The sequence below is a fragment of the Dactylosporangium sp. NPDC000244 genome (assembly GCF_040300725.1).
Taxonomy (GTDB): domain Bacteria; phylum Actinomycetota; class Actinomycetes; order Mycobacteriales; family Micromonosporaceae; genus Dactylosporangium.
Map to the genome: position 1 here is coordinate 67,996 of NZ_JBEPEH010000002.1, position 12,346 is coordinate 80,341.

Genomic DNA, 12,346 nt, shown 5'->3' on the forward strand with positions numbered 1-12,346 from the left:
TGGGCCCCCGCGGGGCGCGTGGGGCAGAATGCATGGTCGTGACGGTCTCGATTCACCAGCGCATCGCAGAAGAGCTCGGCGTCAGGGAACGGCAGGTGACCGCCGCGGTCGACCTGCTCGACGGCGGCGCCACGGTGCCCTTCATCGCCCGGTACCGCAAAGAGGCGACCGAGATGCTCGACGACGCCCAGTTGCGCACGCTGGAGGAGCGGCTGCGGTACCTGCGCGAGATGGAAGAGCGCCGCGCCGCGATCCTCGAGTCGATCCGCAGCCAGGGCAAGCTCGACGACGCCCTCGAGGCGCAGATCAACGCGGCCGACTCCAAGGCCCGGCTCGAGGACATCTACCTGCCGTTCAAGCCCAAGCGCCGCACCAAGGCCATGATCGCCCGCGAGGCCGGGCTGGAGCCGCTCGCCGACGGGCTGCTCGCCGACCCGACGGTGGACCCGCAGGCGGCCGCGGCCGTCTTCGTCGACGCCGAGAAGGGCGTGGCCGACGTCGCCGCGGCGCTGGACGGCGCCCGGGCGATCCTCGTCGAGCGCTTCTCCGAGGACGCGGACCTCATCGGCGAGCTGCGCGAGAAGATGTGGGGCCAGGGCCGGCTCGTCTCCAAGGTCCGCGACGGCAAGGAGACCGACGGGGCCAAGTTCTCCGACTACTTCGACTTCAGCGAGCCGTACACCAAGCTGCCCTCCCACCGCATCCTCGCCATGTTCCGCGGCGAGAAGGAGGAGATGCTCGACCTGGTGATGGAGCCGACCCAGGACCCGGAGGCGCCGTCGCTCTACGAGCCGGCCATCGCCTCGAAGTTCGGCATCCGCAACGAGGGCCGCGCCGGCGACAAGTGGCTCGCCGACACCGTCCGCTGGGCCTGGCGCACCCGCATCCTCGTGCACCTCGGCATCGACCTGCGGATGCGGCTGTGGCAGGCGGCCGAGGAGGAGGCGGTGCGGGTCTTCGCCGCCAACCTGCGCGACCTGCTGCTGGCCGCCCCGGCCGGCACCCGCGCCACGATGGGCCTCGACCCCGGCTTCCGCACCGGCGTGAAGGTCGCGGTCGTGGACGCCACCGGCAAGGTCGTCGACACGCACACGATCTACCCGCACGTGCCGCAGAACAAGTGGAACGAGTCGATCGCGGTCCTGGCCGCGCTGTGCCAGAAGCACAAGGTCGAGCTCATCGCGATCGGCAACGGCACCGCCTCGCGCGAGACCGACAAGCTCGCCGCGGACCTGGTCAAGCAGTTCCCGCAGCTGTCGGTCGTGAAGGTGATGGTGTCCGAGGCGGGCGCCTCGGTCTACTCCGCCTCCGCCTACGCCTCCCAGGAGCTGCCCGGCCTCGACGTGTCGCTGCGCGGCGCGGTGTCGATCGCCCGGCGGCTGCAGGACCCGCTCGCGGAGCTGGTCAAGATCGATCCGAAGTCGATCGGGGTCGGGCAGTACCAGCACGACCTGTCGGAGTCGAAGCTCAGCCGCTCGCTCGACGCGGTCGTGGAGGACTGCGTGAACGGAGTCGGCGTCGACGTCAACACCGCCTCCGCCCCGCTACTGACCCGCGTCTCCGGCATCGGCTCGACCCTGGCCACCGCGATCGTCGCGCACCGCGACGCCAACGGCCCGTTCCGCAACCGCCGGGCGCTGAAGGACGTGGCCCGGCTCGGCCCGAAGGCGTTCGAGCAGTGCGCCGGCTTCCTGCGCATCCCGGACGGCGACGACCCGCTGGACTCGTCCTCGGTGCACCCCGAGTCCTACCCGGTGGTCCGGCGCATCCTGGCGACGACCGGCGGGGACCTGAAGGGGCTCATCGGCAACGGTACGGCGCTGGGCCGGCTCAAGCCCGCGGACTACGTCGACGACACCTTCGGCCTGCCGACCGTCACGGACATCCTGAAGGAACTCGAGAAGCCGGGCCGCGACCCGCGCCCGGCCTTCAAGACCGCCGAGTTCGCCGAGGGCGTCGAGAAGATCTCGGACCTGACCCCCGGCATGCTGCTGGAGGGCGTGGTCACGAACGTGGCCGCGTTCGGCGCGTTCGTCGACGTGGGCGTGCACCAGGACGGGCTCGTGCACGTGTCGGCACTGTCGCGCACGTTCGTGAAGGACCCGCGCGAGGTGGTCAAGCCCGGCGACATCGTGCGCGTGAAGGTGCTCGACGTGGACATCCCGCGCAAGCGCATCTCGCTGACGCTGCGCCTGGAGGACGAGGCCACCACCGCGTCCAAGCCCCGGGAGAACCGCGAGTCCCGCGGCGGTGGCGGCGGTGGCGGCCGGCCGCGCGGTGGCGGTGGCGGTGGCGGTGACTCGCGCCGCTCCGGTTCCGGGGGCGGCGGCGGCTCCTTCGCGGGCGGCGGTGCGCTCGCCGACGCGCTGCGGCGGGCCGGGCTCGACAAGGGCCTCGACGGGCTCAAGGACCAGCAGCCGAAGCAGCGGCGGAAGTAGCGAGCCGCCACACCGTCGTACGCATGACGTCCCCGTCCTCCAGTGCCCGGCGGACGGGGACGTCGTATGTGGCCAGCTTCTCGAAGAGCCGCTCGGGCAGAAACCCCCGGCCGGGATCGCCGACGTAGGAGTCCGCGCCGCGCAGGAGCTTCAGCACCGTCTGCGCGACGCTCGCCGAGTAGAACACGTCGCCGGCCAGGATCACGTCGGCCGGCACCGGCTCGGCGGCCGTTTCGATGACGACGTCGTTGGCGACGGCATTCCTGAGGGCGGCCGCTCGCGCCTCGGCATCGGTGTCGACGGCGATGACCTCGCGCGCACCGGCGAGTTTGGCCGCGATGGCGACGACGCCGGAGCCGCTGCCGAGATCGACGACGCTTCTGCCGCTGACGACGTCCGGCCGGTCCAGGACGAACCTTGCGAGCGCCACTCCCCCGGGCCAGGCGAAGCGCCAGAACGGCGGGGGCGTGTCGCTGCGGTATCCGCCGGTCGCGTCGAACAGCCGGACGTGCTCGTCGGCGAGGTCGAGCGCGATTTCGGGGAGCAGCGGGGTCTTCACCCGGGTAACGATATGTCGGGCGCTTCGCTAGCCCGACATATCGGACATTTCACGATTTTGCGGGAAGCGGGCGATGTTCTGCTCGACCCAGGTCCGGAGCAGGGACAGCGGGCCGTTGGCGTCGCGGCCCAGCGGGGTGAGGCTGTACACCACCCGGGGCGGAACCTCGGCGAAGACCTCGCGCGCGATCAGCCCGTGCTCCTCCAGCCGGCGCAGGGTCGCCGTCAGCACCTTCGGGCTCACGCCCTGCAGCCGCGCCCGCAGCGCACCGAACCGCTGCGGGCCCGCCTCGAGCGCGCCGAGGGCGAGGGCGCTCCACTTGTTCGCCAGCAGGTCGAGCATGTCGCGGCAGGGGCAGCAGGCGGCGTAGACGTCATCGCGGTTCGGCATGCTGTGACGGTACCCAATGGGAAGTAATGACCCTTGCGGGTAACCACCGGTGCCGGAATAGCGTCGGAGGCATGAGCATGCGAGCTGTCGGGTATCGGACCGCTGGGCCGGTCGACGTACTTGAGGACCTCGAACTGGCGGTTCCCTTGCCCGGGCCGCGCGATCTGCTGGTGCGGGTCGAGGCGGTGTCGGTCAACCCCGTCGACGTGAAGGTACGCGCAAGCGCGAACCCCGGCGCGGAGCCTCGCGTGCTGGGCTTCGACGCGGCCGGGATCGTCGAGGCGGTCGGGCCCGAGGTCACCCTGTTCGCGCCGGGCGACGCGGTGTACTACGCCGGCTCCATCGACAAGCCCGGCAGCAACCAGCAGCTGCACCTGGTCGACGAGCGGATCGCCGGGCGCAAGCCGGCCTCGCTGAGCTTCGCCGAGGCGGCCGCCCTGCCGCTGACCACGATCACCGCTTGGGAGACCCTCTTCGACCGCTTCCGCCTCGGCCCGGACAGCACCGGCACGCTGGTGGTCCTCGGGGCCGCGGGCGGGGTGGGCTCGATGATCATCCAGCTCGCCCGGGCCCTCACGAAGATCCACGTCATCGGTACCGCCTCACGCCCCGACTCGCGCCAATGGGCGCTCGACCTCGGCGCGCACGAGGTGGTCGGGCACGACGAGCTGCCGTCGGGCGTGGACTACATCTTCTCGCCGTTCACCGCGGGGCAGATCGAGCACTTCGCACGGATCCTGCGCCCGGGCGGCGAGATCACGGCGATCGACGAGCCGCCCGGCCTCGACCTGCTCCCGCTGAAGGCCAAGAGCATCACGTTCCACTGGGAGCTGATGTTCACGCGCCCGTTGTTCCAGACGCCGGACATGGTCGTACAGCACGAGCTGCTGAACCGCACCGCCGAGCTGGCCGACGCCGGCTCCGTGCGGCACACCATGACCTCGAACCTGGGCGCGATCAACGCGGCCGGCCTGGCCAAGGCGCACGAGATGGTCGAGGACGGGCACATGGTCGGCAAGGTCGTCCTCGGCGGCTTCTGAGGAGTCGGGCTCGACGGTCTAAGGTGGTTGGGCCCTGCCCCTTTCGGCGGGGCCCGACGTTCCGCCCGATCGACGATCCGCCCCCGCCCGGAGGTTCCCCGTGGACTGGCCCCCGTTCCTGCAGCTCAGCGTGCCCGTCACGCTCGCGGTGTGGGTGCTGCTGACGGTCGTGGCACTCTGGCGCTCGCGGCCGCGACTGCCCGAGGCCGGGGAGGCGCTGGACACCCCACCGGGTGAAGAGCCTCCGGCGGTCGTCAGCCTCATGGTCAACCGGTGGCGCTCCGACGAGGACGCGATCGACAGCACGCTGCTCGACCTGGCCGCCCGCGGCTTCCTGGAGCTGCGCCAGCCCGGCGAGGACCCGGAGGAGACGACCGTACGCCTGCGCAAGGGGGACGGGCGGAGCCTGACGCCGTACGAGCAGCAGGTTCTCGACCGCGTCAACCAGCTCTCGGTCAACGGCGAGGCATCTTTGACCAGCCTGGCGTTCCGCAGCTGGACGGAGGCCCGCCGCTGGCGAGGCGCGTTCTACCGCGCGGTGATCGAGGAGGCCCGCACCCGCGGCCTCTCCCAGCGCCGCCTGTCCCGCCCGACGCGGCGCACCCTGCTGGGCACGGCCGCGATCCCGGCGGCGTTCATGTTCGCCACGTGGATGTGGGCGGCGTACAAGCTCCACGCGAACCTGGCCGACCAGGTCACCGGCTCCCTGATGGCCGCGGGCGCGGTCTACCTCGCCTTGTACCTGGTGGTCGAGATGCGCTGGAGCGACCAGAACACGCCGGAGGGCTCGCGGACGGCGGCGGCCTGGCTCGCGTACCGGGCGCACCTGGTCGCGGTCGAGGGCGTCAAGGACCTGGCCCCGGCCGACGTGGCGTCGTGGGGTCGCGAGATGGCCTTCGCCTCGGCGTTGGGCGTGCTGCCCACGGAGGAGGCCCTGATGCGGTCCCGGGTCGCCCTGTAGCGCTCGCGCACCCGGCTCCTACTTCAGACCGTCTCTGAGCCGCTCCCCCGCGCTTGCACTTTTTCGCGCGCTAGCACTTCGCGGGTGCCGTGGCCGGCTCGCACTACTCCGCGCGCCGTGACCGTGCGGGCGCCCCGCGCCCAGTTCGCGAGCGGCCTCGAACTCGCCGCTCGTACCTTCCGCGCGCGCCGTGGCCGGTCGATCATCCGGCGCGCCCACCTCGAACTCGCCGCCCACAACCCGCGCATGCCGCGGCCGGTCGATCATCCGGCGCGCGCACCTCGAACTCGCCGCTCGCAATCCGCGCGTGCCGCGGCGTGCGCCCAACTCGCGGACGACCCTCGGCACATCACCGCCCGCACACACCGCGCTCGCCGTGGCCAGTCCGGCGTCCCGCCACCGCGCTCGCCGCTCTGCGCGCGCCGTGGCCGACCCTGGGTCCCGCGCGCACCGCGCGAGCGGGCTCGAAACTCAACCGACCTGCCCAGCCTGTGTCGACTTGAGCCGGCCTCGTGACGTTCGCCGAACCGAAATTTGGCCATGGCTCGGCGGGCGTTCCGATATCCCTACGCTACCACCCTCGAAAAAGTTCGATCTTGCGATCTCACGAGGGGTAAGCGTCGCATCACTGCGTGGCGTCAGGCCTGACCACGCAGCAGGAGGGTGAGGAACTCGGCGTTCGACTGGGTCTTCGACAGGCGGTCGATCAACTGCTCCGTCGCCGCCGAGCCCGTCGCGCTCAGGGCCTTGCGCAGGCGCTGGACGGCCATGAGCTCGTCCGGGTGCAGGATCACGTCGTCGCGGCGGGTGCTCGAGCCGTCGATGTCGATCGCCGGGAAGACTCGGCGGTCGGCCAGCTTGCGGTCCAGCTTGAGCTCGGCGTTGCCGGTGCCCTTGAACTCCTCGAAGATGACCGTGTCGCCCATCGAGCCGGTCTCGACCAGCGCCGACGCGATGATGGTCAGCGAGCCGCCGTTCTCGATGTTGCGGGCCGCGCCGAGGAGGCGCTTCGGCGGGTAGAGCGCGTTCGCGTCGATGCCGCCGGTCAGGATGCGGCCGGAGGCCGGGGCCGAGTTGTTGTACGCGCGGCCGAGTCGGGTGATGGAGTCGAGCAGCAGGACCACGTCATGGCCGAGCTCGACGAGGCGCTTCGCCCGCTCGATGGCGAGCTCGGCGATGCCGGTGTGCTCGGCGGCCGGGCGGTCGAACGTCGAGGCGATGACCTCGCCCTGCACGGAGCGCTGCATCTCAGTGACCTCTTCGGGCCGCTCGTCGACCAGCAGCACCATGAGGTGGCACTCGGGGTTGTTCGTGGCGATGGCGTTCGCGATCGCCTGGATGACCATGGTCTTGCCGGCCTTCGGCGGCGACACGATGAGCGCGCGCTGGCCCTTGCCGATCGGCATGACGAGGTCGATGAGGCGGGTGGTGAGCCGGCGCGGGGTGGTCTCCAGGCGCAGGCGCTCCTGCGGGAACAGCGCGGTCAGCTTGCTGAACTCGGGGCGGTTGCGCGCCCATTCCGGGTCGTTGCCGTGGACGGTGTCGAGCCGGGTGAGCGTGCCGCCGTTGGCGCTGCCGGTGACGGCGTCGCCGTGGCGCAGGCCGTATTTGCGGACCATCGCGGCGGGAATCGCGACGTCGTCGGGGCCGGGCAGGTAGCTGTCGACCCGCAGGATCATCTTGTCGCGGTGGACGTCGACGATGCCGGCGACGTCGCGCGCCTCGCCCGGAGTGGGCGGCTGCGGCTGGTTGGCCGGGCGGCTGTGGTCGCGGTTGCGCTGCGAAGAGCGGGTCCTGCGACGGCCCTGGCCTGCGGGATTCTGTTTCTGGGCGGTACGATCCAACACTTCGGTTGGGGCCATATGCGTCCTCCTAGGACTGTGCGGCCTGAGGAAAGGGTGGTCTTCGGGTACGCGTGTATCCGAGGAACGGGCTGCGCTGCGTGTACGGTGGCCGCCTGGCTTCCTACGCGAGAGCGTGACACGCGGTGGCGAAAGGGCGTCCCCGGGCGGCAGATTGCCGACTTCCGCGGGACTGGCTCGACCGTAACGCGAACACGATCGGTCGGCAAGCCCTGCGCGTGGCGTGGCGGGCAACCAGCCACCCCCGGGCGGGCCGGCGCGGCCCTCGGGGCGGGTCCACGCGACCTCTACGGCGAATCGGCACATAAGCCCCGCGAAGCAACCGGACACACCGGGCCGACCCCCACGAACCGTCCGGCAACCGAGCGGGCACCGAGCGCCGGCAGCGCCCCACACGGGTGCGGACGGCGCGCTACCGTCCGGCACCCGAACGGGTCCCGGCACGGCACCGAGCCGACGGTTTTCTGATTGGTGTCAGGGAGCACACCAACCGGGGGGTTGACATGAACACGACGTTCGACACGGTGCGGGCCGAGGCCCTGTTCGCGTCCGCCCTGCAGGCCTCGCAGGAGCCGACCCCGCTGCAGGTGCGCGCCGCCGTGACGACGACGCTGCGCCGCTACGGCGTCAACGGCTGCGCGGCCCGGGTCGCGGGCGAGTTCGGCGAATACCCCGAGACGGCCGCCCGCCGCATGTCCTGGGCGCTGGAGATGGTGCGCGAGGCCTACGAGCAGCTCGCCGCCCGCGAGTTCGCGTTCGCCGGCTGAGGCCGGCCGAAGCAGGACGGACCAAAGCACGACCCCGCCGAACGCCAACCGGCCATGGACCAGTCGGCCCCCGGCCGCAAGCCGGGGACGAAGAGCTTGATCCAATTGCGACCAGACCGACGTTTCCTTGTTGAACAGCTGCGGTAACAGTTGGTTTGTGGACCTTCGCCTCACCGTTGACCTGCCTCGCGATCTTGATCGCATGAATACGCTCCGGCACATCCTGGACGGGGCGTTGAGCGGGCTCGGCGTGTCCGAACAGGCCCGAACAGACATCGGCCTCATCGTGAGCGAAACGTGGGCGAACGTGATCGCTCATGTGCGCGTCGGTGTTGCCTTTCAAGTCCGCGCGACGGTCGACGAGCTCCAGTGTGTGATTGAAGTCACGCACCCCGGGGAGCAGGCCGCCGACACTGTCAACGCGCTCACCACCTCCGGGCATTCCCTCAAGGTCGTCCGGAGCCTCGCCGACGCCGTCGACGTGGACCGCGACGGCCTGCTAGTGAAGGTCACGAAGCTGCTATGACCGAGTTCGCCGCTCAGGCCACCCCCTCCCCGGACGGCACGGTCACCGTGACCGCCTCCGGCGAGCTCGACATGACCAGCGCCCCGCACCTGATCAACGTGCTGCGGGACGCTATCCACCGCCACGGCCCGTCCCGGGTCGACCTCGATCTGACCGGCGTGACCTTCATGGACTCGACCGGCCTGCAGGTGCTCGTCGCGGCGAACACCGACGTCGGAGGCGGTCTGCGCATCACCGGCACGAGCCCGGCGGTGCACCGGCTCCTCCAGCTCACGGGTGTGCTCGAGGAATTCGGGCTCCCCGCCGAGCGTTCTAGTTGAAGCAGGGTTCTCCGAGCGCACAATGAAGACGCAAGGGGACCCCGAACCATTTCGCAACCGAACAGTTCCCGACCCGGCACCTGGACAGGAGTTAGCTGGAACACAGCAGGGAGACGTTCGGCAGGAGGTTGTGATGGAGTCCACGTTCGAAGCGGTCCGCGCCGAGGCGCTTTTCGCTTCCACGCTGCAGATGTCCGAGTTCCCGGCGGACCTGGCCGTCCGCGCGGCGGTCACCAGCACCTTGCGCCGTATCGGCGCGCAGGGCTGCGCGGCCAACGTGGCGACGGAGTTCGGTGACCACCCCGAGTGCGCCACCAACCGGATGGGCTGGGCCCTGCAGATGATCCGCCACGCGTATGCCGATTCCTGCACCCCCGAGGTCTTCGCCCGCCCGAAGGCGGCCATGGCGTAGAACCGGAAGAAGCCGACACGGCGCAGAAACCAGGCCAAGACGGCCATGGTGTAGAGCCGCAAGAAAGCCGGCACGGCGCAGAAGCCAGGCCAAGGCGGCCGGCAAGAAAGCCCGAAACGCCGCGAACTGCGAATTCGTGAAACTCTCACGACACCGAACCGTCAAGCCGAACTGCAAAGCCCCCGCCGAGTGTGCTCGGACGGGGGCTTGCTACTCCTTCGGCCGTGAAGCGGGTCTCGGCCTACGACTTGGGGTGTGTGTCAGACCGCGCGGATGTTGTCGGCCTGCGGCCCCTTCTGGCCCTGCGTGATCTCGAACTCGACCTTCTGACCCTCGGCCAGCTCGCGGTAGCCGGTGGCCTGGATCGCCGAGTAGTGCGCGAACACATCGGGTCCACCGTTGTCCTGCGAGATGAAGCCGTAGCCCTTCTCCGAGTTGAACCACTTCACCGTGCCTGATGCCACGTGTAACTCCTTAGCGACGCCGCCCTGATCCGCACCTCACGGATCAATGTTGAAACAGGCACACGCCACGGGTGAGACGGTAGCCTGCGCGCTGCGAAAACGCAGCCCCGGTATCGGCATGCGGACCAGATCGACGGTCAAACTGAAATGCACATCCGGCACTTCTGGATACTCAGTGTATTGCCCTACTCGACAGTCAGTGATATAGCGACCAACTTCAACGCCTGGCTCTCGCGCATGGCGCGACGATCTAGTACAGTCGGGTCAGCTCACCTCAGCCGAACGGACAGTTCGGCGCCGGGGTGCCGTCCAGCAGCGGCGGCGTAACCCCCGTGGGCGACGCAGGTCTTGCACCGGCGCTCAAGAAACGGGTGCCGAGTAGCGATTCCCGACCGGCGTGGCGGCGCATGCCTACCTTCCTTCCCGGGCGCAGCACGAGTCTGCGCGCAGGCAGCCGACCACGGAAACCGCCGGTCAAGCACCAGAAGGGCCACAAACCCCATGACCACCATCTCCGTCGACCGTGCCATCGACCGCGCCCTCGCCGAGGCCCGCCCCAGCACGCAGGCCTCCGCCGACAACGCCACGAGCACCCGCGCCACCGACGCGCAGGCCCGCGCGCTGCTGTCGCTGATGGCCGACCTCCCGGCCGGCGCCGACCGCGAGCGCGTCCGGGCCCGGTTCATCGAGCTCTACATCCCGCTCGCCGAATACCTCGCGCGCCGCTTCCGCAACCGCGGCGAGCACTTCGACGACCTCGTCCAGGTCGCGAACCTCGGCCTGATCAAGTCCGTCGACGGCTACGACCCGTCCCGCGGGGCGGCGTTCACCAGCTACGCGATCCCGATGATCGTCGGCGAGCTCAAGCGGCACTTCCGCGACAAGGGCTGGGACGTGCGCGTTCCGCGCCGGCTGCAGGAGCTGCGCCTGGAGATCAGCAAGGTCTCCGGCGACCTGGCTCAGGACCTCGGCCGCTCGCCGACCGTCGCCGACCTCGCCGGGCGGCTCGGGGTCAGCGAGGAGGAGGTCATCGAGGGTCTCGACTGCGGGCAGGCGTACCGCGCGCTCTCCCTCGACGCCCCGGCGGGCGAGGGCAGCGACCCGGGCGCGGCCGGTCTCGGCGACATGCTCGGCTCCGAGGACCCGGACATGCAGAACGTCGAGAACCGCGAGGCCCTGCGCCCGCTGCTGGCCAAGCTGCCGGAGCGCGAGCAGAAGATCATCGCGATGCGCTTCCACGGCAACCTGACCCAGTCGCAGATCGCGGCCGAGCTCGGCATCTCGCAGATGCACGTGTCCCGGCTGCTGGCCGCGGCCCTGCGCACGCTGCGCACCGAGCTCAGCGCCGTCGCCGAATAGAGCCCACCGGGGGGATGGAGAGCGGGTGCCCGTCGGGGGGAAATCGACGGGCACCCGCTGCAACTACGAGGAGCCGACGATCCCCTGGTGGTTCTGCACGAACTCGGGGACCGTCTTCGCGCGCACGGCCGCCAGCAGGTCGAGCGTGGTCTGATCCAGCGCCTCCGCGCCCGGGTTCTCGCTGGACTGGTGGAACCCGCCGTTGTTCGTCTTGAGCGTCAGCAACCGGTCGCCGTCGATCCCGCGCATCGCGAAGATCCAGTCGTCCAGCCCGAACGGGCCAGTGTCGATCGTCATCGCGCGGCCCACGACGTCGAGGACCTTGTTGAGCTTGCCCGGGTTGCCGAGCACCTCCTTGCTGGCGATCTTCTTCAGCAGCGCCTTGATGAACTGCTGCTGGTGGCGCTGCCGGTCGTAGTCGCTGTTGGGCAGCGTCTCGCGCTGGCGCACGAAGTCCAGCGCCTGCCAGGCGTCGAGGTGCTGGTACCCCACCTCGTACACCACCGGCGTCACGCCCTTGATCGGGATCAGCTGGGTGCCGCCGCCCGGCGCGTCGCGCTGCTCGAACGGCGTCTTGGTGTTGCCCTGCGCGTCGTGGCCGATGTGCACCGAGATCGTGCGCTGGTCGACGTACATGTCGACGCCCTCCAGCACCTTGACCACGTCCTGGAATCCGACGAAGTCGACGATCGCGGCCGCGTCGAACGTCACGCCCCAGTTCTGCTTGATGGTCGAGGCGAGCAGCGTGGTGCCGTGCTTGCGCTGGTCCTTGCCGGTCAGCCCGTAGCCGCCCTCGGCAAAGGCACCGTTGATCTTGTCCTTGCCGCCCTTGTAGACGCGTTTGCCGTTGTCGTACCGCGGAATCGGCACCCACGTGTCCCGCGGAATCGAAATCAGGAACGCCATGTCGTGCGACGCGGGAATGTGCAGAATCAGGATCGAATCGGAGCGAATCGCATCTGTCGGATCCTGGTTCGGCCGCGGGTCGATGCCGATGAGGAGCAGATTCTTCGCCCCGTTGATCGAGGCGTGCCGCCCCTGGTTCTCGGCCGGCAGCAGATCCTCGTTGTGCACGCTGCGTGTCGCGAAGCCGAACAGCGTGTCCTTCACCACGAACGTGCCGCCCGCGACGATCATCATGAGGGCGCCGACGATGACCAGCGTCCGAGCCCAGGCCGGATCCCGCCGACGTTTCTTGCGTTTCTTCGGACGCACCGCGCCGGGCGAAGCCAAGACACCTCCATCACC

General features: G+C 70.0%; 12 protein-coding genes and 1 pseudogene. 8 read left to right on the forward strand and 5 right to left on the reverse strand.

Annotated features, from left to right (window positions below):
- Window positions 1–32: 32 nt before the first annotated feature.
- Window positions 33–2,438, forward strand: coding sequence for a Tex family protein (locus ABT369_RS02815; protein ID WP_350609961.1), 2,406 nt, complete (start codon window positions 33–35; stop codon window positions 2,436–2,438).
- On the opposite strand, the gene ABT369_RS02820 is transcribed toward ABT369_RS02815, so the two are convergent.
- Complete coding sequence (locus tag ABT369_RS02820; protein ID WP_350609962.1) at window positions 2,404–2,997, reverse strand: class I SAM-dependent methyltransferase; 594 nt, start codon at window positions 2,995–2,997, stop codon at window positions 2,404–2,406. The genes ABT369_RS02815 and ABT369_RS02820 overlap by 35 nt on opposite strands.
- Window positions 2,998–3,024: 27 nt before the next feature.
- Entirely contained in the window at window positions 3,025–3,387 is a 363-nt protein-coding gene (locus ABT369_RS02825) for a winged helix-turn-helix transcriptional regulator (protein WP_350609963.1), read from the reverse strand.
- Window positions 3,388–3,458: 71 nt separating this feature from the next.
- Here ABT369_RS02825 and ABT369_RS02830 point away from each other — a divergent pair, with 71 nt between their 5' ends.
- Complete coding sequence (locus ABT369_RS02830) at window positions 3,459–4,427, forward strand: zinc-binding alcohol dehydrogenase family protein (protein ID WP_350609964.1); 969 nt, start codon at window positions 3,459–3,461, stop codon at window positions 4,425–4,427.
- 100 nt (window positions 4,428–4,527) lie between these two features.
- Window positions 4,528–5,388 (forward strand): DUF2207 family protein, encoded by an 861-nt coding sequence (locus ABT369_RS02835; RefSeq protein ID WP_350609965.1) that lies wholly within the window; start codon window positions 4,528–4,530, stop codon window positions 5,386–5,388.
- Between the two features lie 638 nt (window positions 5,389–6,026).
- Here ABT369_RS02835 and rho read toward each other — a convergent pair.
- A pseudogene (gene rho / locus ABT369_RS02840) lies at window positions 6,027–7,229 on the reverse strand (transcription termination factor Rho); the annotation flags it as partial.
- A gap of 524 nt (window positions 7,230–7,753) precedes the next feature.
- Between rho and ABT369_RS02845 the strand changes: the two are divergent.
- From ABT369_RS02845 to ABT369_RS02860, 4 genes are all read left to right on the forward strand, one after another.
- Window positions 7,754–8,017 (forward strand): hypothetical protein, encoded by a 264-nt coding sequence (locus ABT369_RS02845; RefSeq protein WP_350609966.1) that lies wholly within the window; start codon window positions 7,754–7,756, stop codon window positions 8,015–8,017.
- Window positions 8,018–8,174: 157 nt separating this feature from the next.
- Entirely contained in the window at window positions 8,175–8,543 is a 369-nt protein-coding gene (locus ABT369_RS02850; protein ID WP_350609967.1) for an ATP-binding protein, read from the forward strand.
- The gene (locus tag ABT369_RS02855; RefSeq protein ID WP_350609968.1) at window positions 8,540–8,863 is read left to right on the forward strand and encodes an STAS domain-containing protein; all 324 of its coding nucleotides are present in this window, start codon (window positions 8,540–8,542) and stop codon (window positions 8,861–8,863) included. The genes ABT369_RS02850 and ABT369_RS02855 overlap by 4 nt, the downstream gene beginning before the upstream one ends.
- 133 nt (window positions 8,864–8,996) lie before the next feature.
- On the forward strand, window positions 8,997–9,275 hold the full coding sequence (locus ABT369_RS02860) for a hypothetical protein (protein WP_350609969.1): 279 nt from the start codon (window positions 8,997–8,999) through the stop codon (window positions 9,273–9,275).
- A gap of 260 nt (window positions 9,276–9,535) precedes the next feature.
- Here the strand turns inward: ABT369_RS02860 and ABT369_RS02865 are convergent, their stop codons facing one another.
- A complete protein-coding gene (locus ABT369_RS02865; RefSeq protein WP_350609970.1) occupies window positions 9,536–9,739 on the reverse strand; it encodes a cold-shock protein in 204 nt (67 codons plus the stop codon).
- Between the two features lie 501 nt (window positions 9,740–10,240).
- Between ABT369_RS02865 and ABT369_RS02870 the strand changes: the two genes are divergently transcribed.
- Complete coding sequence (locus ABT369_RS02870) at window positions 10,241–11,098, forward strand: RNA polymerase sigma factor SigF (RefSeq protein WP_350609971.1); 858 nt, start codon at window positions 10,241–10,243, stop codon at window positions 11,096–11,098.
- Window positions 11,099–11,161: 63 nt separating this feature from the next.
- Here ABT369_RS02870 and ABT369_RS02875 read toward each other — a convergent pair whose 3' ends face one another.
- Complete coding sequence (locus ABT369_RS02875) at window positions 11,162–12,238, reverse strand: LCP family protein (protein WP_350609972.1); 1,077 nt, start codon at window positions 12,236–12,238, stop codon at window positions 11,162–11,164.
- Between the last annotated feature and the right edge of the window lie 108 nt (window positions 12,239–12,346).

What these genes read in the sequence shown, in the direction of transcription:
- ABT369_RS02815 (WP_350609961.1), top strand. Translation starts at nt 33, where the DNA reads ATGGTCGTGACGGTCTCGATTCACCAGCGCATCGCAGAAGAGCTCGGC.
- ABT369_RS02825 (WP_350609963.1), bottom strand. Translation starts at nt 3,387, where the DNA reads ATGCCGAACCGCGATGACGTCTACGCCGCCTGCTGCCCCTGCCGCGAC.
- ABT369_RS02830 (WP_350609964.1), top strand. Translation starts at nt 3,459, where the DNA reads ATGAGCATGCGAGCTGTCGGGTATCGGACCGCTGGGCCGGTCGACGTA.
- ABT369_RS02845 (WP_350609966.1), top strand. Translation starts at nt 7,754, where the DNA reads ATGAACACGACGTTCGACACGGTGCGGGCCGAGGCCCTGTTCGCGTCC.
- ABT369_RS02855 (WP_350609968.1), top strand. Translation starts at nt 8,540, where the DNA reads ATGACCGAGTTCGCCGCTCAGGCCACCCCCTCCCCGGACGGCACGGTC.
- ABT369_RS02860 (WP_350609969.1), top strand. Translation starts at nt 8,997, where the DNA reads ATGGAGTCCACGTTCGAAGCGGTCCGCGCCGAGGCGCTTTTCGCTTCC.
- ABT369_RS02870 (WP_350609971.1), top strand. Translation starts at nt 10,241, where the DNA reads ATGACCACCATCTCCGTCGACCGTGCCATCGACCGCGCCCTCGCCGAG.
- ABT369_RS02875 (WP_350609972.1), bottom strand. Translation starts at nt 12,238, where the DNA reads ATGATGATCGTCGCGGGCGGCACGTTCGTGGTGAAGGACACGCTGTTC.